Origin of the sequence: Cytobacillus sp. Hm23, from assembly GCF_051842895.1 — a bacterium.
Classification (GTDB): domain Bacteria; phylum Bacillota; class Bacilli; order Bacillales; family SM2101; genus Nanhaiella.
Genome location: NZ_JBPXRQ010000009.1, coordinates 114,244 through 138,531 on the forward strand (window position 1 = coordinate 114,244; position 24,288 = coordinate 138,531).

Annotated in this window: 26 protein-coding genes; 3 read left to right on the forward strand and 23 right to left on the reverse strand. The window is 36.2% G+C overall.

From position 1 onward, the window contains the following. Positions 1 to 40: 40 nt before the first annotated feature. From ACSVDA_RS07700 to rpiB, 4 genes are all read right to left on the reverse strand, one after another. A complete protein-coding gene (locus ACSVDA_RS07700) occupies positions 41 to 493 on the reverse strand; it encodes a GNAT family N-acetyltransferase (RefSeq protein ID WP_485882167.1) in 453 nt (150 codons plus the stop codon). 200 nt (positions 494 to 693) lie between these two features. Next, complete coding sequence (locus ACSVDA_RS07705; RefSeq protein ID WP_485882169.1) at positions 694 to 948, reverse strand: DUF2621 family protein; 255 nt, start codon at positions 946 to 948, stop codon at positions 694 to 696. A 97-nt stretch (positions 949 to 1,045) separates the two neighbouring features. Further along, on the reverse strand, positions 1,046 to 1,618 hold the full coding sequence (locus ACSVDA_RS07710; protein ID WP_485882171.1) for a TIGR01440 family protein: 573 nt from the start codon (positions 1,616 to 1,618) through the stop codon (positions 1,046 to 1,048). Positions 1,619 to 1,639: 21 nt separating this feature from the next. Further along, entirely contained in the window at positions 1,640 to 2,077 is a 438-nt protein-coding gene (gene rpiB, locus ACSVDA_RS07715; protein WP_485882173.1) for a ribose 5-phosphate isomerase B, read from the reverse strand. A 244-nt stretch (positions 2,078 to 2,321) separates the two neighbouring features. Here rpiB and ACSVDA_RS07720 point away from each other — a divergent pair, with 244 nt between their 5' ends. After that, positions 2,322 to 2,852 carry a YfiT family bacillithiol transferase gene (locus ACSVDA_RS07720; RefSeq protein ID WP_485882175.1) on the forward strand — a complete coding sequence of 177 codons (531 nt, stop codon included), beginning with the start codon at positions 2,322 to 2,324 and terminating at the stop codon, positions 2,850 to 2,852. 505 nt (positions 2,853 to 3,357) lie between these two features. Here ACSVDA_RS07720 and ACSVDA_RS07725 read toward each other — a convergent pair. The 5 genes from ACSVDA_RS07725 to spoIIR form a co-directional block, all read right to left on the reverse strand. Next, a complete protein-coding gene (locus ACSVDA_RS07725) occupies positions 3,358 to 4,656 on the reverse strand; it encodes a methyl-accepting chemotaxis protein (RefSeq protein ID WP_485882177.1) in 1,299 nt (432 codons plus the stop codon). A gap of 214 nt (positions 4,657 to 4,870) precedes the next feature. Next, positions 4,871 to 5,305: a low molecular weight protein arginine phosphatase gene (locus tag ACSVDA_RS07730; RefSeq protein WP_485882179.1), complete on the reverse strand. Its 435-nt coding sequence runs from the start codon at positions 5,303 to 5,305 to the stop codon at positions 4,871 to 4,873. A 277-nt stretch (positions 5,306 to 5,582) separates the two neighbouring features. Further along, a complete protein-coding gene (locus ACSVDA_RS07735; RefSeq protein WP_485882181.1) occupies positions 5,583 to 6,134 on the reverse strand; it encodes a manganese efflux pump MntP in 552 nt (183 codons plus the stop codon). Between the two features lie 234 nt (positions 6,135 to 6,368). After that, positions 6,369 to 7,412: an L-threonylcarbamoyladenylate synthase gene (locus ACSVDA_RS07740; RefSeq protein WP_485882183.1), complete on the reverse strand. Its 1,044-nt coding sequence runs from the start codon at positions 7,410 to 7,412 to the stop codon at positions 6,369 to 6,371. A gap of 432 nt (positions 7,413 to 7,844) precedes the next feature. Next, positions 7,845 to 8,462 (reverse strand): stage II sporulation protein R, encoded by a 618-nt coding sequence (gene spoIIR, locus ACSVDA_RS07745; RefSeq protein WP_485882185.1) that lies wholly within the window; start codon positions 8,460 to 8,462, stop codon positions 7,845 to 7,847. Between the two features lie 169 nt (positions 8,463 to 8,631). On the opposite strand from spoIIR, the gene ACSVDA_RS07750 reads away from it, so the two are divergent. Next, entirely contained in the window at positions 8,632 to 8,754 is a 123-nt protein-coding gene (locus ACSVDA_RS07750) for a hypothetical protein (protein WP_485882186.1), read from the forward strand. Positions 8,755 to 8,912: 158 nt separating this feature from the next. Here ACSVDA_RS07750 and prmC read toward each other — a convergent pair whose 3' ends face one another. From prmC to ACSVDA_RS07800, 10 genes are all read right to left on the reverse strand, one after another. Further along, on the reverse strand, positions 8,913 to 9,782 hold the full coding sequence (prmC, locus tag ACSVDA_RS07755; protein WP_485882188.1) for a peptide chain release factor N(5)-glutamine methyltransferase: 870 nt from the start codon (positions 9,780 to 9,782) through the stop codon (positions 8,913 to 8,915). After that, the gene (gene prfA, locus ACSVDA_RS07760; RefSeq protein WP_320207396.1) at positions 9,775 to 10,857 is read right to left on the reverse strand and encodes a peptide chain release factor 1; all 1,083 of its coding nucleotides are present in this window, start codon (positions 10,855 to 10,857) and stop codon (positions 9,775 to 9,777) included. The genes prmC and prfA overlap by 8 nt, the downstream gene beginning before the upstream one ends. Before the next feature lie 416 nt (positions 10,858 to 11,273). Beyond that, positions 11,274 to 11,894, reverse strand: a complete 621-nt coding sequence (locus tag ACSVDA_RS07765) for a thymidine kinase (RefSeq protein ID WP_320207395.1) — start codon at positions 11,892 to 11,894, stop codon at positions 11,274 to 11,276. Positions 11,895 to 12,009: 115 nt separating this feature from the next. After that, positions 12,010 to 12,210: a 50S ribosomal protein L31 gene (gene rpmE, locus ACSVDA_RS07770; protein WP_214480887.1), complete on the reverse strand. Its 201-nt coding sequence runs from the start codon at positions 12,208 to 12,210 to the stop codon at positions 12,010 to 12,012. A gap of 224 nt (positions 12,211 to 12,434) precedes the next feature. Then, positions 12,435 to 13,718, reverse strand: a complete 1,284-nt coding sequence (gene rho / locus ACSVDA_RS07775; protein WP_485882190.1) for a transcription termination factor Rho — start codon at positions 13,716 to 13,718, stop codon at positions 12,435 to 12,437. Positions 13,719 to 14,516: 798 nt separating this feature from the next. Continuing rightward, entirely contained in the window at positions 14,517 to 15,479 is a 963-nt protein-coding gene (gene glpX, locus ACSVDA_RS07780) for a class II fructose-bisphosphatase (protein WP_485882192.1), read from the reverse strand. A gap of 237 nt (positions 15,480 to 15,716) precedes the next feature. After that, on the reverse strand, positions 15,717 to 17,003 hold the full coding sequence (locus ACSVDA_RS07785) for a UDP-N-acetylglucosamine 1-carboxyvinyltransferase (protein ID WP_485882194.1): 1,287 nt from the start codon (positions 17,001 to 17,003) through the stop codon (positions 15,717 to 15,719). 227 nt (positions 17,004 to 17,230) lie between these two features. Then, on the reverse strand, positions 17,231 to 17,878 hold the full coding sequence (gene fsa, locus ACSVDA_RS07790; RefSeq protein ID WP_485882196.1) for a fructose-6-phosphate aldolase: 648 nt from the start codon (positions 17,876 to 17,878) through the stop codon (positions 17,231 to 17,233). 348 nt (positions 17,879 to 18,226) lie between these two features. Beyond that, positions 18,227 to 19,090, reverse strand: a complete 864-nt coding sequence (locus tag ACSVDA_RS07795) for a class II fructose-bisphosphate aldolase (protein WP_485882198.1) — start codon at positions 19,088 to 19,090, stop codon at positions 18,227 to 18,229. A 268-nt stretch (positions 19,091 to 19,358) separates the two neighbouring features. Continuing rightward, positions 19,359 to 19,742, reverse strand: a complete 384-nt coding sequence (locus ACSVDA_RS07800; protein ID WP_485882200.1) for a response regulator — start codon at positions 19,740 to 19,742, stop codon at positions 19,359 to 19,361. 446 nt (positions 19,743 to 20,188) lie between these two features. On the opposite strand from ACSVDA_RS07800, the gene ACSVDA_RS07805 reads away from it, so the two are divergent. Beyond that, on the forward strand, positions 20,189 to 20,719 hold the full coding sequence (locus tag ACSVDA_RS07805) for a DUF2529 domain-containing protein (RefSeq protein WP_485882201.1): 531 nt from the start codon (positions 20,189 to 20,191) through the stop codon (positions 20,717 to 20,719). Positions 20,720 to 20,903: 184 nt separating this feature from the next. Here ACSVDA_RS07805 and pyrG read toward each other — a convergent pair whose 3' ends face one another. The 4 genes from pyrG to ACSVDA_RS07825 form a co-directional block, all read right to left on the reverse strand. Beyond that, positions 20,904 to 22,505: a CTP synthase gene (gene pyrG / locus ACSVDA_RS07810; RefSeq protein ID WP_485882203.1), complete on the reverse strand. Its 1,602-nt coding sequence runs from the start codon at positions 22,503 to 22,505 to the stop codon at positions 20,904 to 20,906. Between the two features lie 312 nt (positions 22,506 to 22,817). Next, positions 22,818 to 23,324, reverse strand: a complete 507-nt coding sequence (gene rpoE / locus ACSVDA_RS07815) for a DNA-directed RNA polymerase subunit delta (protein WP_485882204.1) — start codon at positions 23,322 to 23,324, stop codon at positions 22,818 to 22,820. A 507-nt stretch (positions 23,325 to 23,831) separates the two neighbouring features. After that, positions 23,832 to 23,981, reverse strand: a complete 150-nt coding sequence (locus tag ACSVDA_RS07820) for a hypothetical protein (RefSeq protein ID WP_485882206.1) — start codon at positions 23,979 to 23,981, stop codon at positions 23,832 to 23,834. Positions 23,982 to 24,082: 101 nt separating this feature from the next. Next, positions 24,083 to 24,229: a hypothetical protein gene (locus ACSVDA_RS07825; RefSeq protein ID WP_485882207.1), complete on the reverse strand. Its 147-nt coding sequence runs from the start codon at positions 24,227 to 24,229 to the stop codon at positions 24,083 to 24,085. Positions 24,230 to 24,288: the final 59 nt, after the last annotated feature.

Genomic DNA, 24,288 nt, shown 5'->3' on the forward strand with positions numbered 1-24,288 from the left:
CAATCTACGAAAAAAAGAACAAACAACACTTGTTGTGGTGTTATTGTTCGGAACTACTAACATTCAAACCTTTCCCCATTAATACATGTGGAATGCCGTCTTCCATAAAAACATCAGACAAAATATCATAACCCAACTTTTTGTAAAAGCCTTCTGCTTGCGTTTGACCGTGTAACTTCACTCTTGTTATTTGTTTATCCTCGGCTATTTCTTCAAGTGCTTGAATAATCACTTTTCCAACACCAAATTTACGGTATGGAGCTAAGACACATATTCTTTCAAGTTTCCCTTGCCCATCAACAAAACGAATTCTACCAGTCCCTACAGCTTCATCGTTGATAAAAACAAGGACATGATCACATTTTCCGTTTAATTGATCGTATTCATCAAATTCATCTTCTAACGGTACCCCTTGTTCCTCTACAAACACTGTTGTTCTAATATGAAATGCCGTTTTTAATTCATTCTCCGTCGTTATCCGTCTTGTTTTCATCATGTATCCTTTCTTGTAGAAACGATGCTATCCCTATGTTTATTTCGTTAGACGTTGTCACCTAAAAAACAATTTCTTTGTTAAAAACTTATATCACCTACGAAAAGCCATGTTAAAAAATGATTCTACTGTTTTAATAACATCGTTATTGAAAACACTATTATTATCACGCATTAACTGATTGCAAAACAGTCAACAAACTATCCCATTATATCCTTGTACGGGGTAAGGTCGATGTTTTTAGCTTTTAACACATCAATGACACGCCCCTTCATGTTTCCAGGTGCTGCCATAACATACCCTCTTATAACTTCATCCATTGATATTTTATTATCTGATATTTCAAGGATTCTTCTTTCAATTCCCTTTTTAGCCATTGGTCGCGCAAAAACTGGAATTAGCTTAAGTAACTCCTCATATAGTTCTTTTGCATCATTTTCCCATTCCATTATCATCATCATCCTTCCATTTCATATTAATAAGATTCTTACACGTATGAAAAATTCCACACTAATCGCAGGCAGGCAAAAGCGCTGTTAAAACAGAAAAAAATTAACATTGTTTATTTTCTTTGTTACTCGCATAAACAGCTCGTTCACCACCGATAAGTTTTGGTCTTGATTTAGCAAGGGTGACATGAGCATGTCCAACTTGATTGATGGAGCACCGAACTGGAACAGCCACATGTTTAATATGCATCCCGATAAAAGTATCACCGATATCAATACCAGCATCTGCTTTTATAAACTCTACAACAACCGGATCAGCGAAATGGTGATAAGCATATGTAGGTACCGATCCACCTGCAGAACGAATAGGTGTTACTGTTACTTCTGTAAGCTGTTTTTCTAGTGCTGTTTGCCTTTCCACAACTAACGCCCTGTTCAAATGTTCGCAGCATTGAAATGCAATTTGTAAACCATACATCTCTTTTAATACCATACATTCTTTAACGACCATCTCTGCAACTTCCATCGTACCAGATGTTCCTATTCGTTCGCCTAAGATTTCACTCGTACTGCAACCAACGACTAACAGCTGTTGATTCCCTAGCGATGCAATTTGTTGGAACTCACTTAAAATCATATGTAATTGCTGCTGCCATTTTAATATATCAGCACTCATGTCGTCTCGCTCTCCTTCGTTTTATTTTTCATATTCAGTAATTTTGTTAACTCGATTCTCGTGTCGTCCACCTTCAAAGTCAGTAGTCAACCAAACTTTTGCAATCTCTCTTGCTAGTCCAGGGCCTATTACTCGCTCACCCATAGCCAAAATATTGCTATTATTATGTTCACGTGTTGCTTTAGCGCTGAATAAGTCATGAACAAGCGCACATCGAATTCCTTTCACCTTGTTAGCCGCAATACTCATTCCTATCCCAGTACCACATATTAATATACCTCTATCAACCTCTCCACTCACTACTTTCTCCGCAACTGGAAGTGCATAATCAGGGTAATCAACTGATTCGCCACATTCACAGCCTAGATCAACATAATCTATGTTCATCTCTTCCATTAAGCTTTTAATTTCTTCACGAATATTTACTCCACCATGATCTGATGCAATTGCTATTTTCATTATTAAGCCTCCATTTACGTAATATTGTCCCAAAGAGGTATCCGTCTATATGATAGTTTATTTGGAATAGAACAAGCAAATACTTTATGCACATTGTTACACGTAAATTTTAAATCTCTTCCGAGCTGAGACAATCTATTCAGTAGAAAGATTATATAGTTTTAATTTAACCTTTAACTATTTGATTAACTTTTTTTCGTGTAAAATAATGTTAAACATTCAATCGAAGTAAGGAGGAAGACAGATGGAAGAATTACGATACCCGATAGGTAAACCTAAGCTAGACGATAATTTACCCAAAGAACAACTAGACCTATGGATCAGTCAAATAGAAAAAACACCTTTAATGCTTCAACAAACTGCAAAAGGTTTATCGGAAGAACAGTTAAATACCGCGTATCGGCCAGAGGGATGGACGGTGAGACAGGTTGTACATCATGTGGCAGATGCTCATATCAATGGTTTTATTCGATTTAAGTGGACGCTGACTGAAAATGAGCCACATATTAAAGCTTATGATCAACAAGGATTTGCACAATTACACGATTCCTCATCAGCACCGATTGATTTATCACTAGATCTATTAACAGCTTTACATAAAAAGTGGGTAGTATTATTGCGCTCATTACAACCTAGCGATTTAGAAAAGCAGTTTATTCATCCAGATTCAGGAGTAGTTAAATTAAAAACAGCTATCGGTATTTATGCTTGGCATGGGCACCATCATATCGCTCACATTACAAGTTTAATAGAAAGAAAAGGTTGGAATAAATAACGAGAAAGTAATTAATAGAGGATTATAGGTAAAACAAATTTCCGCACAGCACTTTATGATAATACTGCCACTTTTTTTAATAAGTACCTACAAAATGACTAAAGCTCCTTCAGTAACACCGTAGTAACAAACGTTTATGAACAGACTTATGATCACTTTGTGGCTGATTTTATTAAATAAGAACCGTATGGTGAGCTTTATGAGAGCTCAATCATTTTAAAAGTAGAAAAGATGCCACGAACGCTAAATGTATACGAACATATATCTTATAACGAAAAGCAGCAATCAATGCGAAAATAGCCTATTAAAAAAGTTTTAGTTTGCTACGAATAATCGTATAGCTAACTAAAACTTTTTTGCGTCATATTCTCAATTAATTATACTCGTTAACTTATTGACAGTGTTTATGGTTTTTCGACCTACTCACAATAACAACAAACTAAGATCTTTCGCGCTGTTCTCATTGCGTGTGTGTAATACGAACTTAGTTCGCTATAATACGTAATTAACAATTAAATTGTTGTATTGTTTTTTTCAAGTTATCAGCTTGTCCCGATAATTCAGTTGCGAGTTTATCAATATTTTCAATAACTAATGCCTGTTCGTTCGTAGAGGCTGCTACTTCTTCTGCTCCTGCTGATGTTTGCTCAGCTATTGCAGCGACTTCTTGAGATTGTACAGCAGTATGATTAATACTATCCATCTGACGCATCACGTATTTAGTAATGTATTTGACCGCTTCAACGACTTCATTTACTGATTCAGTCATTTCTGCGATGGCTTGGTTTGTCTCTGATCCTTTATTTGCCTCGTTATTTGCTACATTTACTTGATCTGTAATTTGTTGAACGACATTCTGAACCTCAAGCTGAATGTTTTTGATTAACTCAGTTATTCCTTGGACGGCTGTTCCACTCTCATCCGCAAGCTTACGAACCTCTTCTGCTACAACGGCAAAACCTTTCCCATGCTCCCCTGCACGAGCAGCTTCTATGGATGCATTCAACGCTAACAAATTCGTTTGCTCTGCAATATCGCCAACTAATGAAATAATATTCTCTACTTTATTTGCATTCTCTTCTAATCTACCAACCGCATTTAAAGATTGTTGATTATTTTCCGCTAAACTTTGAATTCCTGAAACGAGAGAATGTATAACTACTTTACTATCATTTAAGCGGTTAACCATCTCTTTAGAAAGGTGTTCAGATGCTACTGCTTTATCTTGTACTTCTTTCGCCAACATCAGCACATCATCAACAGATTCTGCTGTACTTTGAACAGCGACAGCTGAACTATCTGCTCCTTTAGAGATCTCCTCAATCGTGTGAGCAATGTTCTCAGCTTGTACCGATGCTGAATTTGTAGCAGCTGATATTTCTATCACTTTGTTATTCGTATTTGCAAAATTATCTTCAATATTATGTACCATTTCTCTTAAACTCTTTAGCATCTTATTAAATGCAATAGATAATGACCGAATCTCATCATCCGCTTTTTTCACAGGAACATCTTCATTAATTTGGCCATTCGCTGCATTCATTGCAACCGCTTCTAATTTTTGTAATGGTTTAGTTATCAACCCTGCAACTAAATATGCCAATATACTAGACCAAAAGATCCCTAACACTAAAGTAATGATCGTGAAAGCTTCTTCACTTAACGCAAAGTAACCATTAACGAAATCATAAAAATAATAGATGCAGATCGCTGAAGTAGAGTATGTAATTAACGCTACAGTGGTAATAAACAATACTAGCTTAAGCCTTAAACCAAATTTATACCGTTTCTTCTTCTCTCCCATAATAAGACTCCCCTTTCCATAATATAAAACAATATATCCCCTTGTTTATTTATGTTGTTTGCGCATTGATGTTTTTGTCGTGCCAAGAAATAAGCACATATACAACTAGTGTTTCGTGGCATCTTTTCTTCTATAAAATGATGCCAACGGCGTAAAACCTCATTTAGCTATTTTGGTTTTGCAAAAATTACAACAAAGTTTAAGAAAAGCACCTTTATATAAGTTTTTTATATAACTTCTCAATTAACCGCTCTAACTCAAGCATTGTTTGACGATACGTCTGTACCGAACCACCAAACGGATCACTAATATCTCCACCTTCACCTTCAACAAATTCTTTTAATGTATAGGTTTTGTATAGAGCTTCGGGAAATGCTTTCACAATGAGATGCTTATGGTTGCTCGTCATCGTCAAAATATATGTGGACCAATCAATATGTTCTTTTTCAAGCTGACTAGAAATATGATCTAACACAATATCTTTTTCTCTAAGTACTTCATTGGCGTTAGCTGATGCAGCGCTTCCATTATTTGCATAAATACCAGCTGATCGAACTTGAATATTACCCATGTTTTTATGTTTTAATAACGCTTCTGCCATTGGGCTGCGACACGTATTCCCAGTACATACAAATAGTATCTTTGTCATTCTAATCCTCCGATGCTATTAAATCTATATATGACTTTCGTTCTAGCTTCTATGGTGTTTGAAATTCTTTGATTTACGGCTATATTCTACAAAAAATTATACCATCACTACCATTATAATCGAAATTTGTCGCATTATATAGGTAATAATATACATTTATTATTATTTTATGCAAAAAAATTAACCTTATGGGAGCTAGGTTACTAAGGAGGACAAGTATAAAAATTCAATACGGATGAACCAAGATTTTCTAACTATACTATTCATAATTATTTCTTCAAGCCAAAAGTAGTTTAATACCAAAAGCAAATAAAATACTTCCCCCTAATGCTTCTCCATATGTTCCTAACCACCTTTGAGCTGATCTACCTAATAGCAACCCTGTCCAAGTCAAGACCATACTCACTAGACCAAACATACATATGGTTATTGCTGTTCTCGCCCCAAACATCCCTAAACTTAAACCTAAAGAAAAACTATCTAAACTTACACTTAAAGCAAAAATAAGTAAACCGAATCCAACAGGGGTTATTAATGATGATTCATCTTCTTTTAAGGACGATATAAACATTTGGATACCGAGTAGTAATAATAATACACCACCAGCATACGAAGTAACTGCACCGAACTGCTCGGACAACAACCTTCCAATAACCATTCCTACCAATGGCATCCAAATGTGAAACAAGCCTATCGTCACACCAATATAAAAAATTTGCTTTAGACGTAGAGGGATTAATCCCATCCCAAGACCTACAGAAAAAGCATCCATTCCTAAAGCAAATGCCATGATAAATAAAGTAACTATTTCCCCAAATAGCGTTCCCATCGTCCTCCTACCTCCTACACTTTATCTAGTAAAGGAAGTTCAAACATCCCTAAGACCAGTCTAGATAAACATATGCAAAGGCTGTTTTCGATTTGATTGTTAATTTTCGTAATCGTTCGTGTCATCTTGTTATTAAAGCGACGACATAACAACGCAAATAAAAATAGCCTATATAATCACAAAACGACTTTCTTAAACATATGCTTGTACTGTTGGAAATAGAAGAAAAGGGTACTATTTTTGTTTTATCGTCTGATGTGCTGCAGCTTTCATTAAACGATTCATAATTGCATGGCCAATTCCTTCATAAGGAAAACTCTCGCTTAAAATAACATCTACTTGTGTGTCATCAAATTTTCTAAGAACACCATATAAATTACTAGCAACACTGTACAAATCGTTCCTTAGTCCGCAACTTAAAACGACATCTGCATTATATTTATGTTTATTTTCATCAGTAGTTATCACTCCAACACGTTTTCCACTAGCTCTTCGTTTATCAATGTTTAATTGCAAAAAACCACTTGTTCCCTGCACAATGAACAGTGGGGCTTGTGGGGCATAGTGGGTATATTTCATTCCAGGTGACTTAGGTGTTTGACCTTCTTCAACTAAAGCATGATCTATGTCCACCTTACCCACAACCTCCTCAAGCTGCTCTTTTGTTATACCACCAGGTCGGAGTATTACTGGTATTTGTCCTGTACAATCTAAGACAGTTGATTCTACACCTACTCCAGTAAGACCACCATCTAGTATTCCAGCTATTTTGCCGTTTAGATCATCGTGTACGTGTTTTGCTGAGGTAGGACTTGGTCGTCCAGAAAGATTCGCACTGGGAGCAGCAATTGGTAACTGACTTGTTCTAATTAACTGTAAAGCTATTTCATGGTTAGGCATTCGAACAGCAACAGTACGTAAGCCAGTTGTAACTTTGTCAGAGATTCCTTCTTTTTTCATTAAAACAATCGTTAATGGACCTGGCCAAAAATAATCTATTAACTTCAATGCTACATCCGATACATTTTTCGCAATATCATACAACTGCTTTTTCTCTGCAATATGAACGATAAGTGGATTATCGCTTGGTCGTCCTTTTGCAGTAAAAATTTTAGTCACAGCCTCGTCCGACAAAGCATTTGCCCCTAATCCATATACAGTTTCAGTCGGAAAAGCTACAACCTCATTTTGATTAAGCAACTGGGCAGCTTGCTTAATATGTGGATAACTTTGTGGATTAATCATGTTGTCATCCACAACCCAAACTTTAGTACTCAACTATCTCACTCCTATCTTCTTAGCTGCAGTAGTTACTTATAAGTATTATTATTTCAACATTAGTATCTTCATCAATATACTATTTTAATTTATAACCACCATGTTGATAAGCTATTAAAACTATAAAATATTCAACACTAGAAAACAAGCTTTATCCACAAAATGTGGATAAAGCTCATGTAATAGTGGATAACTTGTGGATTACTAAAACTAGAATATCAAATAGAGAGATCATTTCATTTATCTAAATAACACACTTTTATTAATTAAGGCTGTTTTTCGTAATAATTATTGTTATTATACGAAGGTAATACAATTATTCAATTAGCGTTCATGGTACTTTCTCTTCTTTAAAAACAATGGCTATTTGTTAAAACCATTATCTTTCCTCACCTATTTAGTTAACTTTGCAACATAGTTCTGAAGTGAGTCCTAATCAAACAACTTTGAAAGCCATTCGATAAGAAAAAATCTCACTTTAACCTTTTCATCTTGCTTTTCTTTCGTTTGCTTTAGTTCATCCCCACTGTTATCATTCATATCAACTGCTTCACCGTTAGAGAAATCTAAAAAGCATAAAGGAGGAAATAAAACACACCACCAATTAGCTCCAGCACCATCACCTAACGTAATTATAATTGCCTCATATTCGCCTGCAGGATACAAATAGTTTCCATATAATTTCGTTGGAAAACTTACTTCGCCAAAGTCTACACTAGCAATTTGTTTACTACCTTGGTTACTTAGTACCGATTCAACAATTTGCTCTATCATATGAACACGGGTATTGATTAGTTTTCTTGCCTCTTCAATTGAAGTCAATTCTTCAACCCATTGTGTAATTTGTTCATTGACCTTATCTCGAATGAGCCTTTTCAAAGCTTGATCTTCACTAGAATCACTATTAGCAAGTATACGCAAACGTATCGCCTCATCTGGAATAATGACAGTATCATTTGCCTGCACACTTGTTTGCTCCCCGTAAAACACAATATTAACTCCAAAAACTAATAATAAAATATATATAATAGCAATGTTTTTCTTCCCCATTTACTAGCACCGCCCCTTCACTAAAACAGTGTGGACAATATAAAAAAATCTTAAACTAGTAAAATGAAAAAAATCTAGTAGAGGGGCAGAAAAGCGCAAGGCGCATGCTTATCGGCGACAAGCATAAGGCGAGCCGGCTAGAAGGTTGCTTTTTAACCTTCTCGTCGAATTGACTTATGACCTCGAGCCGATTGCGCCTGTAGCTAGACAAACAGAAAAGCGGAAGTGCCTTGCTTATCCCCGACAAGCACTGGAGCCATTTCATATGAAGGCGCTTTTTGACTTCTTATGAAATGGCGAAGTGACCTTAAGGGATAGGAAGATAAATAAGGGCTCTTTTCGTCTATTGTTATTAACAATGGACATGAATATACGCTTTATCCGAGCCTAAAATTTATAAGAAGGTAAGGTGAACTCTGAGAAAAAATAGCCTAAATAAGAATCTTCATATTATGATATCTCAGCAAAGACCATCCTATCCTTGCCGTTAATATCAAATACAACCTCAACAACTGCATCTCTAAAAGTTTGTTGTAGTAATGATTGAACACTCTTACCTTGTCCAACGCCTACTTCAAAAGCAATAATTGCCTTCTCACTTAATACGTATGGTAGTTGCGTCATAAAACGACGATAAAAATCGAGTCCATCCTCACCACCAGCTAATGCACGCATAGGATCATAATCTTTTACGATTGGGGATAATTTATCTATCTCTTTACTTGGAATATAAGGAGGGTTCGAGACGATCACATCAAAAGTTGTATCACTATTCATAAAAGGCGTTAGCAAATCCCCTTGAATAAACGTAACCTCTGTCTCGAGATGTTCAGCATTCCACTTGGCAATTTCTAATGATTCTATTGCAATATCAGTTGCAGTGACTTGTAATGATTTTCGCTCGGAAGCTAATGTAATAGCAATGATACCACTCCCAGTTCCAACATCTACTACGTTAACTCTATTTGCACTTGGAAATAGCTTATCTATACGTTGCAGGACCCCTTGCACAAGCTCTTCTGTTTCTGGACGAGGGATTAATACTTCTTTGTTTACACGAAAGGTTCTTCCGTAAAAATACTCATATCCAATAATGTGTTGAACTGGAACACCACTACAATGAGTGTGTATATCTTCAGTAAACTTTCTATCTATCTCATTATCGATGTCCATTCTCATGTTACTAAACAGTTGTGTTCTCGACATTTGAAGATGATGAAGTAACAATAATTCCCCTACATTGTCATCCCTATTAGATTCCTTTAAAAAAGAAGAAGCCCAGTTCAGGGCTTCATATATTTTTCTCTTTTGCTTACTCATTATCGTCTTGCTCCATTTTTTTGGATTGATCTTCTAATATAAGCGCATCAATAAATTCATCTAGCTTACCTTGTAAAATTTGGTCTAGCTTTTGAATTGTTAGGCCAATTCGATGATCAGTTACACGATTTTGAGGAAAGTTATATGTCCGTATACGCTCTGAACGATCACCAGAGCCTACAGCTTGTTTACGATTTTGATCATATTCAGCTTGTGCTTCTTGTTGAAACTTATCATATACACGTGCACGTAATACTTTCATCGCTTTTTCTTTATTTTTAATTTGTGACTTTTCATCCTGACAAGATACTACCGTACCTGTTGGTACATGCGTTAAACGAACAGCTGACATGGTTGTATTTACACTTTGTCCACCTGGCCCACTTGAAGCAAAGGTATCCACTCGAATATCCTTTTCATGGATATCTACTTCAACTTCTTCTGCTTCAGGTAAACACGCAACTGTAGCTGTTGACGTATGAATACGACCACCAGATTCAGTTTCAGGAACGCGCTGAACGCGGTGTGCACCGTTTTCAAATTTCATCTTTGAATAGGCACCTTTACCATTAATCATAAAAATAATCTCTTTAAAGCCACCAATTCCAGTTGAGCTAGCTTCTATGACCTCGGTTTTCCACCCTTGAATCTCGGCATAACGAGAATACATTCGGTATAAATCACCTGCAAATAAAGCTGCTTCATCTCCACCTGCTGCACCACGTATTTCCATAATTACATTTTTATCATCATTAGGATCTTTAGGAATAAGAAGAACTTTCAATTGCTCCACAATTTCGGACTCATTACTTTCAAGTTCACTAATCTCTTCCTTCACCATATCTCTCATATCAGCATCAAGCTTTTCTTCAAGCATTGCTTTTGCATCCTGAAGTTGCTCGCTTACAGATTTATATTCTCTATATTTCTGAACTGTTTCCTGTATATCTGATTGTTCCTTAGAATAATCACGTAATTTTTTAGGATCATTTACGATTTCAGGATCACTTAATAGCTCATTCAATTTTTCAAAACGCTCTTCTACAGCTTGCAAACGATCAAACACATCATTCACCTCAATTTTAGTCCATAACATTGTAATTATATTATACGTTAACAAAGGAGTCAAAGAAATGTCGTCATTGTATGATAGCTCTCGTTATCCGTCAGAGGTATTCAACAAGGTATATACTTAACATAGTAACAACAACAAGGATATTTTTGTATTGATTGTTTTTCATATGGCGACCTTAACAATTCACATTGATTGTTGTTTTTCATATTACACAACCTGATTTCGGTGCACCTTTTCATATTTATAACGATGACTTACAATATAAAACCACTTATTTGATACTAATATGGTAACAATAGCAACAAAGTTTATTAAAAGAGCCTTAGTAAAAATAGCAATAAAGCCTCGGAAAAGAGACTTAAAAACAAGAGTTATGTAGTTTAGCCAATAAAAAATGCACAACTATTTGCTGCGCATTATTTTCCGACATTATTACTGTTTATCCCCATATTCATGCTACGTTTACCTGGTACTTCATGATGATGACGACACCGAGGTTCATATGATTCTGATGCTCCTACTAAAATAATTGGTTCATCATAATAAGCAGGATTACCATCTATTAATCGCTGAGTTCTACTCGCTGGTGAACCACAAATCGCACATACAGCTTGCAACTTTGTCACTAATTCAGCTATAGCCATTAGCGCAGGAACAGGCCCAAACGGTTCTCCTCTAAAATCTTGATCTAGACCAGCAACTATGACACGATGACCTTGGTTGGCTAATTGCGTAACAACTTGAATAATGCCTTCATCAAAAAATTGAACTTCATCAATAGCTACTACATCTGTTGTAGACGTTACATTCGAAATAATATCTTGTGAATCTTTTACAGAATGAGCAATAATAGATGTCCCATTATGAGATACTACTGCTTCATCACTGTAGCGATTATCAATAAGTGGTTTAAAAACTTGAATACTTTGCTTTGCAAATTGCGCACGTCTCACTCGTCGAATTAATTCTTCAGACTTTCCAGAAAACATGCTGCCACAAATTAGTTCAAGCCAGCCAGTTTGCTTCATAACATACATGAAACGGCGTCTCCCTTTTTTCTATAATTTCACATCAAATATTTTTATGTTTAACTAAGTATAAAACAAAGTAAAAAACAGGCAAGATATGGAATAACTCGCCTGTTTTACTTGATTACTTAAGGCCGTATTTTTTGTTGAATTTATCTACACGTCCATCTGCAGAAGCGAATTTTTGACGTCCAGTATAGAATGGATGACAAGCTGAGCAAATCTCAACACGCACCTCTTCTTTTACAGAGCCACTTTCGAACTCGTTTCCACAAGCACATTTAACCGTTACTTTTGAATAATTTGGATGAATTCCAGCTTTCATTATTTTCATCTCCTTCCGCCCTGAATCATCTGAGACAGAGTTATCGAGGTTATTAAAAAGTGCAAAAGAAATGTTTAGAACACTTTCTTATTCATCTAGAATGGAGCAAAATAGGAAATAACCCCATTAACAGATTCCATCTAGAAATACACATGAGAAATTATAACAAGGGTTCTCATCTTTTGCAACTACCTGATACTAACAATTCATTTTTCATCAAAAATTTAAACTCGCCTTGATGACGAATGTCCCATCGCTTTCCATTCTTCTTCAAGCATTTGGAAAAATTCTTGATTTGATTTTGATTTCCTTAATTTTCTTAAAAACTTTTCTGCAAAATCAGGTGAATCTGACATAGATTTTCTGATCGCCCACAACTTATCAAGGTGATCCTTAGGAATTAATAATTCTTCCTTACGTGTTCCTGAACGACGAATATCAATAGCAGGGAAAATTCTTTTCTCTGCTAATGAACGATCTAAATGAAGTTCCATATTTCCAGTTCCTTTGAACTCCTCATATATGACATCGTCCATTCTTGAACCGGTATCAACTAATGCAGTAGCTAATATCGTTAAGCTTCCACCTTCTTCAATGTTTCTAGCAGCTCCAAAAAATCTCTTAGGACGATGGAAAGCAGCTGGGTCAATACCACCCGATAATGTACGTCCACTTGGTGGTATAACTAAGTTATACGCACGTGCTAATCGTGTGATACTATCCATTAAAATGATTACATCTCTCTTATGCTCAACAAGTCGCATCGCACGCTCCAGTACAAGCTCAGCAACCTTTATATGATTTTCTGGTACTTCATCGAACGTTGAACTAACTACATCTCCTGCAACAGAACGTTCAATATCTGTTACTTCCTCTGGTCTTTCATCAATTAACAGTACAATAAGCTCAGCATCAGGTTGATTTGTCGTAATACTGTTTGCAATTTCTTTTAACAGCATTGTCTTACCAGCCTTTGGAGGAGCTACAATTAAACCACGTTGTCCAAAGCCAACAGGAGCTGTAACGTCCATAATGCGTGTCGACAATTTATGTGGAGCTGTTTCAAGCTTAATTTGTCTATTTGGATACAAAGGTGTTAATGCAGGAAAGTGTACACGTTCTTTAGCTGTTTCAGGATCGTCCCCATTAACTGCTTCTACGTGTAGCAATCCATAATATCGCTCATTTTCCTTAGGAGGCCTTACTTTCCCAGAAACCTTATCACCGTTTCGAAGGTCAAATCGACGAATTTGCGAAGCAGAAATATAGATATCCTCTGAGCTTGGAGAATAATTAATTGGTCTTAGAAAGCCAAACCCTTCAGATTGAATTATTTCTAAAACACCTTCCATGAATAACAATCCGTCTTTCTCCGCCCTTGCCTTTAAAATGGCAAAGATTAATTCCTTTTTCGTAAGCTTACTATAATAAGTTATTTTATATTCACGAGCAAGCTCGTACAATTCCTTTAACTTCATTTCCTCTAACTTTCCAATTGTTAGACTCATATAAACACCACTCTTTAAATGTTATTATTTCCTCTAAATAAGTAGGTAAAAAATGGAATGAATAATAGTTAGGTGAGCTATCTTATTAAAGAGGTAGAATTAATGATAATTCTTTTTCCGCATTGCTTGTTCATTTTTCATTAGTTTATTTGTCAGTATTGAAAAACGAAGGTTTGGAAGGCTTTCACATGAAGCAAAAAAAGAAGAATACAAGTTTTTCTTTTACGTAGCACTTTCTATTTTACCCTTTTTTCGTATACATATTCAACTATTTTTTAATCCTAACAGCAAAACATATCTAATCTAAGCGTCTCACCAGTACATTTTCCATAAAAAACAGAATATACTTTTTTAACTTACTACTATTGGAGAAAGAACAATGTACAGTAAGGAAGATGAAATAAGCCATTCAGCATAATATATGGCTCTTCCTATATAGTTTTTGCTAAATTTATACAATTAGATAACGAGGGAAGATAACATTGCAAAGTATCATACATGTTTGTTGTAATAAAAAACAATAGTAACCACCTTTTACAGGAAAAAAATTTCACCATCATTAATTTAGTTCTTTATCAATCATGGCAAAGACAGTTTTTTTAAAAGAAAAGGCTCTTTTCGTATACTTTCTTGCTATTGTTATCGAATTAGTACCCATTAATAGTGGTGAAAAGATACCAAGAACTCTAATTGTGTATGTGTTTGACTCTTAGTACGAAAAGCTACAAATAATGCGAAAACAGTCAAAGAAAACGAGGGTTGTTAAGAAAACCCTCGTTTAGCTAGTTAAAAATTATATTACTTAATGACAAGGTTTGGCTTTTTCTTCAAACTATGCCTTCCTTCTACGAAACGAACCGTTCCAGATTTTGCACGCATGACAATCGAATGAGTAGAACCATAGGTGCCTTTAAATTGAACTCCTTTAAGAAGCTCACCATCTGTAACACCTGTTGCTGAAAAAATAGCATCATCACCACGAACTAAATCTTCCATACGTAAAACTTGACTAACATCAAGTCCCATAGATTTACAACGTTCTATCTCTGCATCATCCTGTGGTAGGAGTTTACCTTGAATTTCTCCCCCTAAGCATTTTAAAGCAACTGCAGCTAGAACACCTTCCGGCGCGCCACCAGAGCCAAATAAAATATCAACACCAGTATGATCAAACGCAGTGTTAAAAGCTCCTGCTACATCTCCATCATCGATCAGCTTTATTCTCGCTCCTGCTTCACGTAGTTGTGCAATAATATGCTCATGTCGAGGGCGGTTCAATACTGTTGCAACAACATCCTGAATATCTTTGTTTTTCGCCCTTGCAACAGCCTTCAAATTATCAATTACAGGCGCATCGATATCAATATGTCCTACTGCCTCTGGACCGACAGCTATTTTATCCATATACATATCAGGTGCGTGCAATAGGTTTCCATTATCAGCAACAGCTAAAACTGCAAGCGCGTTCCATCCACCTGAAGCAACGATGTTAGTGCCTTCAAGTGGATCAACAGCAACATCGACACGTTGTCCATAACCAGTTCCAAGCTTTTCACCAATGTATAACATCGGTGCTTCGTCCATTTCACCTTCTCCAATTACAACAGTACCTTTCATTGGTACAGTGTCAAATACGTCTCTCATTGCAGAAGTTGCAGCATCATCTGCTTCATCTTTTTTCCCACGACCCATCCATCGTGCTGATGCTAAAGCAGCTGCTTCAGTTACCCGAACAAGCTCCATAGATAAACTTCGTTCCATACGTGCTTCCCCCCAAAAAATTGCCTTTCAACTTTACAGTTTACTTTAAAAAACGCAAGTTGAAAAGCAGTGAGCATATATTAAACTTTATCAAAGGTTCTTTTCGTACACCTTGTAGCTATTTTTTCCTACTTTTAAACAGTTAGTTACGTTTTTTAAAGTTGCTATAGCTTTTATTTTTTTTGGATGATCATTTGTATTTGTCTTATCAATAATCAAATAGTGTAAACACTATATTTATAAGTTTTGTAACTGCTCTATTTCTTCTTCGGTCATTTTCTCTCTCCATATCGTTGCACCGAGACCTGAAAGCTTATCTTCAAGGTGACTATACCCACGATCAATATGCTCTAATCCAGTTATTTCTGTTATGCCATTAGCGATTAAACCAGCTACAACTAATGAAGCACCTGCTCGCAAATCACTCGCTCGTACTCTTGCACCTTGTAATCGAGCTGGACCCGAAATAATGGATGAGCCACCTTCTACTTTGACATTCGCATTCATACGTCTCAATTCATCAATATGCTTAAAGCGTGCACCATAAATCGTATCAGTAACAATACTTGTACCTTGTGCCCTTGTTAGTAAAGAAGTAAAAGGTTGTTGTAGATCTGTCGGAAAGCCCGGATACACAAGTGTTTTTAAATCGACTGCCTTTAAATTATTTGAACTAGAAATTAGCACTTGATCATTGCTCGTTTCAATTGAAACACCCATTTCACGTAGCTTAGCAATAAGTGATTCGAGATGTAACGGTATTACATTATCTACTAATACTTGTTCTCCAGTTGCTGCTGCAATAATAATATATGTACCAGCTTCAATTCTATCTGGTATGATTGAGTGACGGCATCCGTGAAGATGCTCTACCCCGTCAATTCGGATGACATCCGTTCCTGCACCCTTGATTTTTGCACCCATACTAGAGAGTAAAGTGGCAACATCAATAATCTCAGGTTCTTTTGCAGCATTCTCAATAATTGTTCTTCCTTTTGCTCTGACAGCTGCCAACATAATATTAATCGTTGCACCAACACTTACTACATCTAAATATATTCTGGCACCTCTTAGCTCATTAGCACGTAAATAAATCGCACCTTGTTCGTTAGTTACTTGAGCCCCAAGTGCTTCAAAGCCTTTAATATGCTGGTCAATTGGTCGAGGTCCCAAATGACACCCTCCAGGCAACCCAATTACAGCCTTTTTAAATCGACCAAGCATCGCACCCATTAAATAATAAGAGGCACGTAATTTTTTCACCTTACCATTTGGCAAAGGCATAGAAATCATATTAGTAGGATCAATAGTCATTTCTTTATCATTAAGTACTACGTTACCACCGATTTCCTCTAATAAACCACCTAGCATTTGTACATCAGATATATTTGGTATACCTTCAATTGTGACAGGTGAATCCGCCAAGATCGTTGCTGGAATAAGAGCAACGACGCTATTTTTAGCACCACTAATTTTCACTGATCCCTTTAACGGATAACCACCGGCTATTTTTAACTTTTCCATGTTTTTCTCCCTTCTAAGCGGATCATCAAAAGTTCCTCAAAAAACTCGGTTCGATATATTCCTCCAACACTTATTTTTTGCCTCCCTTTTCATCCACCATAGCGAAGTAAACTAAATATAGATTTATAATAAATTGGTATATTTATCCATATAAATTAAGTATTATCTAATAGTTTACACGAAAAAGCAAAAATAATGTATGGAAATAATCCTTTTAAAAATACTTTCTAGTCATTTTTTTTATTCCAATCTGCTAGAAACTTTTCAATACCTTGATCTGTCAATGGATGATTACAAAGTTGCATAATAACGTTATAAGGAACAGTAGCGATATGAGCTCCATTTAGCGCAGCTTCTGTTATATGCATTGGGTGACGAATAGAGGCAGCAATAATTTCCGTCTCTAGATCGTGCACATTAAAAATTTCTGCAATCGTTGCAATTAAGTCCATACCATTATGTCCTATATCATCTAAACGGCCAAGGAAAGGTGATACATAAGTAGCTCCAGCTCTTGCAGCAAGCAACGCTTGATTTGCATTAAAAATGAGCGTAACATTCGTTTTGATTCCTTCATCGGAAAAAGCTTTCACAGCTTTTAAGCCTTCAATAGTCATCGGAACTTTAATCGTAATATTTGGAGCGATCTTAGCAAGCTCTTTTCCCTCTTCAATCATCTCTGGTGCTGTTGTAGCAATAACCTCAGCGCTAACTGATCCGGGTACGAGCGAAGTTATTTCACGTAGACGATCGTGAAAGGAAACATTTTTTTCTTTTGCAACTAAACTTGGATTTGTCGTTACTCCAGATAAAATCCCAACTGAATGAGCTTCACGAATTTCTTCAATGTTTGCAGTATCAATAAAAAATTTCATTATCATTATTCCTCCTAAATAAATATAATAAAACAATTTTTTAGCATTATTCGTTGTATTTCGTACTAATAAATATACATGAGTTCTGGTCATTTTACACGCAATAAGGAACTATCGCAGCAAATCTTATGAAAAGAAGCTGAAGAAAAAAAACAAAACCGCCCTTCATTTCAAGTATCTACAAAGATAATGAAATAATGCACAATAGTTGTGCAAGGGCGGTTTCTCCGTGTATATAGATTATTTGGCTAGCCTACCATATCATATGAACAATCACTATATGAAAATGTTCTAATAGCTAAGAAAAACACGCAATATAGAATTGATGTGTAATTCCTTTGGTAAGACTTACGCTTTATTTGATGAACCAAATTCCTTCATTTTACCTTTAACAGTCTCTTTAATAGCTTCACGAGCTGGTCCTAAGTATTTACGTGGATCATACTCTTCTGTTTTTTCAGCTAATACTTTACGAACGACTTTAGCTGAAGCAATTTGGTTTTCAGTATTTACATTAATTTTTGATGTTCCTAATGAAACAGCCTTTTGAATATCTTTCGTAGGAATTCCTGTTCCACCATGAAGCACTAAAGGAATACCTGTTAATTCCATAACTTCTTTCATGCGATCAAAGCCAAGATTAGGTTCACCTTTATAGGGACCGTGGACAGAACCTAGAGCTGGTGCAAAGCAGTCTACCCCAGTTTCACGAACAAGTTGATCACATTCAGATGGAATTGCATACATTGCATCTGCATCATCGACTACTAAATCATCTTCTTGACCACCAATACGGCCTAATTCCGCTTCCACAGAAACTCCGTGTAGGTGTGCAAGTTCAACAACTTTTTGCGTAATAGCAATATTTTCTTCAAGTGGATGATGAGAACCATCAATCATAACAGAAGTAAAACCTGCATGGATTGCTTCAGCACATTTTTCAAAGCTAGAACCATGGTCTAAATGAATCGCCACAGGAACTGTAATGTTATAATCTTCAATTAATCCTTCAACCATCTTTACAACTGTTTTAAATCCACCCATATAACGAGCAGCACCTTCAGAAACACCACAAATAACTGGTGAATTTTCTTCTTGAGCAGCTAGTAAAATTGCTTGTGTAAATTCTAAGTTGTTCAGGTTAAACTGTCCAACTGCATATCCTTCGTCTTTTGCTTTGTTAAGCATTTCGGTCATAGAAACTAAAGGCATATCATTATCCTCCTTAAGGCAGCTAATTAGTATATTTTCCTATAAGTTCATCATATGTAGAGTATCCATATTCATCAATTACTATGTACTGTCCAAATGTTATTAGAGACATTCACAAAATTTATGGAACAGTGCAATTGTAATCGTTTGAAGAATACTCACATTTGATCATAACTTATTTACATTTCATAGCATACCAACTTACTTGTCAAAGCTCAATAGTTTCGTTCAAGTAGTAATCGCTTACATAGCAATTTTCACTAAAAAGTCATTGTTTAACAGAACCAATTGACAATTGCTCTTTCACAGCTACACGAATTTCATCAATATCAAAAGGCTTAGCAAAATGAGTAATCGCTCCTAAATCCTTCGCTTCTTGAATCATGTCCAACTCACCATACGCTGTCATAATAATGACCTTGACCTTTATTTCTTGATCGTCTACCCGCATTCTCTTTAATATCTCTATTCCATCCATACCTGGAATTTTCATATCTAGCAATACTAAGTCAGGAGAGTGCTTTTTCACAATATCTAATGCCTCAACTCCATTAGAAGCTTGAAATGTTACATAGCCTTCTTTTTGAAATACTTCGTTGAGTAATATACGAATGCCATACTGATCATCGACAATTAGTATCTTGTGCCCCATTCTTTTTCACTCCTCAAAATAAGTTTCCCTACTTAACTACTTTTATTTCTCGTTAATTTCACATTTTCCTTCTTTATATTGATTTTATTTTACATTCCTTCCTAGATTATTCAATTTAAAGCAAAGGTTCTTATCTTTAACTTTATCGCTATTTTTACTAAATTACCTCAGTTGAATGAACTTTTATAAGATTTACACAGTTGTAAATAAGAAAAGGTGTTCAACCGATAATTTTGTATTTGAGTTTATCTCTTAATATAAAACAACTGATGAAAAAACAGCAATGTTTAAATAGCTGAAACTATCAAATTTAGGAATTTGAATTTAATTACTATTACAGTTAAACTTGCTAAAGAAAAGTTAAGTAATGAAGAATTAGCTCGAAAGTTTTCTAGCGGATTGACTTTTTAGCTTGAATTAATAAACCACTGGAGGATTCACACTGCATGTTAAAAATATTTACTACTCAGCTAACGGGATTATTCAAAAAAATTACAGAAAACGAAGAAAATCACATAGAAGATGGGGCTAGGCTGCTTGCACAAGCTATTATTGGAGATGGGTCAATATATGTGCTCGGAATTCATGAAATGGAAGCTATTGCAATAGAAGCATCTATCGGAACAGAACCTTTACCTAAAATCAAAAGATTGTCTATGCATGATGATTTTGCTTCAATTCATCAAACAGATCGAGTACTCTTAGTCACAAGATATTCAACAGATGAAAAGGCAATTGAAAGTGCAACATCACTTATGAACCTTAGTATACCAATTGTAGCTATATCAGCAGACTCTTCACAAGAAAATGAAACTTCATTAACTGATTTAGTGGATGTACACATCGATACAAAACTTATCAAACCATTAATTCCAAATAGTGATGGCACGCGCTTTGGTCTACCTACAATGATGGCAGCTTTGTTTGCTTACTATGGACTTGCTTATACAATTGAAGAAATTATCGACGAAAACTAACGGATTGTCACAATTTACCCTAATCACCGTTGCTTAAACATAAGCAACGGTGTATTCGGGTGGGCTTCGCTTTTCTCCTCAAGCTTCGCCTCCTACTCCCTCGAGGTCGCTTCAGCATTTCATCCGAAGGCAAAATGCGCCTTCATATGAAATGCTTCCAGTGCTTGTCGGGACTACCAGTCGGCTACGCTTTTGTTACTATTGAAGCTTGGATGAAGTCATGGAATAATCGTTGAGGCCTTGTTGGTCGTGACGTAAATTCCGGATGAAATTGTGATGCAACAAACCAAGGATGATCTTTTAATTCGATTATTTCTACAAGACGTCCATCAGGACTTGTCCCAGAAAATACAAACCCTTTTTCTTCAAGCATTTGGCGATATTGATTATTAAATTCATAGCGGTGACGATGACGCTCATAAATAACTTCATCTTTATAGGCCTCAGAGGCTTTTGTTCCATCTGATAATTTACATGGGTAAAGACCTAATCTTAATGTGCCACCTAAATCCTCAATATCTTTTTGCTCAGGCAATAAATCAATGACAGGATGCGGTGTTTCAGGATCTATTTCCGCAGAATGAGCACCTTGCAAGCCAACAACATTACGTGCAAATTCAACAGAAGCTAATTGCATCCCTAAACATATTCCTAAAAATGGAACTTTATTTTCACGCGCATACTGAATTGCTAAAATTTTCCCTTCAATGCCTCGGTCACCGAAACCGCCCGGTACTAAAATACCATCTACTTCTGATAGTAGATTAACAACATTATCTTTCGACACATGTTCTGAATTAATCCACTTAATATTGACATCTGTATCAAATGCATAACCTGCATGGCGCATTGCCTCAACAACTGATATATATGCATCCTGTAATTCAACATACTTACCAACAAGGGCAATTGTTGTTTTATTCGAAAGGTTTTTCACCTTATTAACAAGCTCTTCCCATTCAGTCATATCAGCAGGTTTACAAGGTAACTTTAGGTGATCACATGTGATTTGATCCAGCTTTTGCTCTTGAACTGCAAGTGGCACAGAATACAATGTATCCGCATCACGCATTTCTACAACAGCCTTCGAGTCAATATCGCAGAACAATGCAATTTTATCTTTCATATCATCAGATATCGGCATTTCTGTTCTAACAACGATAACATTTGGTTGAATTCCTAAGCTACGAAGCTCTTTTACACTATGTTGTGTTGGCTTTGTTTTCATTTCGCCAGCTGCTTTAAGATATGGAACCAATGTACAATGAATGTACATTACATTGTCTCTTCCTATATCACTCTTAATTTGTCGTATTGCTTCTAAGAATGGTAAAGATTCGATGTCCCCTACTGTTCCACCGATTTCTGTAATAACAACATCAGCGTTTGTTTCTCTCCCAGCTCTAAAGACACGTTCTTTAATTTCATTCGTGATGTGTGGTATAACTTGAACAGTTCCACCTAAATAATCACCACGTCGTTCTTTTTTTAATACAGTTGAATAAATTTTTCCTGTAGTCACATTACTGTATTTATTCAAATTTATATCTATGAATCGTTCATAATGACCTAAATCTAAATCTGTTTCAGCTCCATCATCAGTAACAAAAACTTCTCCGTGTTGATATGGACTCATCGTTCCAGGGTCGACATTAATATATGGATCAAACTTTTGAATCGTTACGTTTAACCCTCTATTTTTTAATAATCTTCCCAATGATGCTGCTGTAATACCTTTCCCTAATGATGATACAACTCCGCCAGTAACGAAAATATATTTTGTCATTGTTTTTCCCCTTTCAAAATCCTATATATATGAGGATGTTCAAAAAGCACGATAAAAATTACTATTAAGTATCATTGCTTTTCGTTCACCTTACTTAATAGGTCCGCTAGATTGTATAAAACGGCAAAACCTTTAAAACAGGGGATAATCATTTTAAGTGCACAGCACCGTGGATTTCTTATCCTAAAAAATAAAAAATGCCCCTCTTACGAATATTCGTAAGGGAGCAGGATATTTTAATAGTTAAGATAAGTTCTTTTTTAAAGAGCCCAAAAAAGATTCTACCTAGTTCATTTATAAAAGTCAAGCGTATTATAAATCTTCCTCGTCATCTAATTCAAGATCTTCATCATCTTCTTCAAGATCGAAGTCTTCTTCAAGATCATCATCAGTTTCCTCATCAAGGTCATCGATGTCATCTAAATCAAGCTCGATATCTTCTTCTTCAAAATCGTCAAGATCATCGAAACTCTCTTCTTCTACTTTTTTTGTAACTTTGTCAGATGCTTTTTTCGATTTTTTCTTTTTCGATTTTACCGTAGGAGTCACTTCTTCTTCAATTTTCTCATAAGGGTACCAAGATCTTAGTCCCCATAGATTTTCACCAACACAAATAAACCGCCCATCAATATTTATATCAGTATAAAATTGAGAAATCTTTGCGTTTATTTCATCTTGGGATAAATGAAGAGATGCTGTAATGTCATCTACTAACTCTTTAAATATAATAGGTTTCTTTCTGCTTGATAAAATGTCAAATGCAATCTCAATAAGTGACATTTCTTTTAATTGGTCCAACGAATATTGTTTTAAACTCAAAAGGGACACTTCCTTTCATTGCTTCCACTCTAAGTAATACCATTCATTATAAACAAATTCAACCACTTTATGCTACTCAATTCTATGTATTTGTGAAAAATGTTAATTAATAGTACCAAAAGTCATACAGACAGTTCCCTGGAAGGCTCTTCACCATTTCTCATGAAGTCAAAAAGCGACTTCAAGTGAAATGCTTACAGCGCTTGTCGGGGATAAACAAGGTACTTTCGCTTTTCTTTTGTCCAGCTACAGGCGCCATCGGCTCGAGGTCATAAGTCAAACCGACGAGAAGGTTAAAAAGCAACCTTCTGTCCGGCTCGCCTTATGCTTGTCGCCAATAAGCGGGCGCCTTTCGCTTTTCTTTCTGTCCAGCTACAGGCGCCATCGGCTCGAGGTCATAAGTCAAACCAACGAGAAGGTTAAAAAGCAACCTTCTAGCCGGCTCGCCTTATGCTTGTCACCGATAAGCTGGCGCCTTTCGCTTTTCTTTCTGTCCAGCTACGCCTCCTAGTCCCTCGATGTCACTTCACCATTTCTCATGAAGTCAAAAAGCGACTTCAAGTGAAATGCTTCCAGTGCTTGTCGGGGATAAACAAGGCACTTTCGCTTTTCTTCCTGTCCAGCTACAGGCGCCATCGGCTCGAGGTCATAAGTCAAACCGACGAGAAGGTTAAAAAGCAACCTTCTAGCCAGCTCGCCTTATGCTTGTCGCCGATAAGCAGGCGCCTTTCGCTTTTCTTTTTGTCTAGCTACGCCTCCTAGTCCCTCGATGTCACTTCACCATTTCTCATGAAGTCAAAAAGCGACTTCAAGTGAAATGCTTCCAGTGCTTGTCGGGGATAAACAAGGCACTTTCGCTTTTCTTCCTGTCCAGCTACAGTGCCTATCCCCTCGAGTCGCTTCACCATTTCTCATGAAGTCAAAAAGCGACTTCAAGTGAAATGCTTCCAGCGCTTGTCGGGGA

Excerpts from the sequence above, each read along its gene's own strand:
- glpX (WP_485882192.1), bottom strand. The coding sequence starts at position 15,479 with ATGGAACGAAGTTTATCTATGGAGCTTGTTCGGGTAACTGAAGCAGCT.
- ACSVDA_RS07785 (WP_485882194.1), bottom strand. The coding sequence starts at position 17,003 with ATGGAAAAGTTAAAAATAGCCGGTGGTTATCCGTTAAAGGGATCAGTG.
- ACSVDA_RS07765 (WP_320207395.1), bottom strand. The coding sequence starts at position 11,894 with ATGTATGTTATGAAGCAAACTGGCTGGCTTGAACTAATTTGTGGCAGC.
- prmC (WP_485882188.1), bottom strand. The coding sequence starts at position 9,782 with ATGAGTAAGCAAAAGAGAAAAATATATGAAGCCCTGAACTGGGCTTCT.
- ACSVDA_RS07710 (WP_485882171.1), bottom strand. The coding sequence starts at position 1,618 with ATGAGTGCTGATATATTAAAATGGCAGCAGCAATTACATATGATTTTA.
- ACSVDA_RS07795 (WP_485882198.1), bottom strand. The coding sequence starts at position 19,090 with ATGCCTTTAGTTTCTATGACCGAAATGCTTAACAAAGCAAAAGACGAA.
- ACSVDA_RS07720 (WP_485882175.1), top strand. The coding sequence starts at position 2,322 with ATGGAAGAATTACGATACCCGATAGGTAAACCTAAGCTAGACGATAAT.
- ACSVDA_RS07705 (WP_485882169.1), bottom strand. The coding sequence starts at position 948 with ATGATAATGGAATGGGAAAATGATGCAAAAGAACTATATGAGGAGTTA.
- rho (WP_485882190.1), bottom strand. The coding sequence starts at position 13,718 with ATGAGTCTAACAATTGGAAAGTTAGAGGAAATGAAGTTAAAGGAATTG.
- rpiB (WP_485882173.1), bottom strand. The coding sequence starts at position 2,077 with ATGAAAATAGCAATTGCATCAGATCATGGTGGAGTAAATATTCGTGAA.
- ACSVDA_RS07725 (WP_485882177.1), bottom strand. The coding sequence starts at position 4,656 with ATGGGAGAGAAGAAGAAACGGTATAAATTTGGTTTAAGGCTTAAGCTA.
- fsa (WP_485882196.1), bottom strand. The coding sequence starts at position 17,878 with ATGAAATTTTTTATTGATACTGCAAACATTGAAGAAATTCGTGAAGCT.
- spoIIR (WP_485882185.1), bottom strand. The coding sequence starts at position 8,462 with ATGGGGAAGAAAAACATTGCTATTATATATATTTTATTATTAGTTTTT.
- ACSVDA_RS07735 (WP_485882181.1), bottom strand. The coding sequence starts at position 6,134 with ATGGGAACGCTATTTGGGGAAATAGTTACTTTATTTATCATGGCATTT.
- ACSVDA_RS07730 (WP_485882179.1), bottom strand. The coding sequence starts at position 5,305 with ATGACAAAGATACTATTTGTATGTACTGGGAATACGTGTCGCAGCCCA.
- ACSVDA_RS07700 (WP_485882167.1), bottom strand. The coding sequence starts at position 493 with ATGAAAACAAGACGGATAACGACGGAGAATGAATTAAAAACGGCATTT.
- ACSVDA_RS07805 (WP_485882201.1), top strand. The coding sequence starts at position 20,189 with ATGTTAAAAATATTTACTACTCAGCTAACGGGATTATTCAAAAAAATT.
- pyrG (WP_485882203.1), bottom strand. The coding sequence starts at position 22,505 with ATGACAAAATATATTTTCGTTACTGGCGGAGTTGTATCATCATTAGGG.
- rpmE (WP_214480887.1), bottom strand. The coding sequence starts at position 12,210 with ATGAAAGCTGGAATTCATCCAAATTATTCAAAAGTAACGGTTAAATGT.
- ACSVDA_RS07800 (WP_485882200.1), bottom strand. The coding sequence starts at position 19,742 with ATGGGGCACAAGATACTAATTGTCGATGATCAGTATGGCATTCGTATA.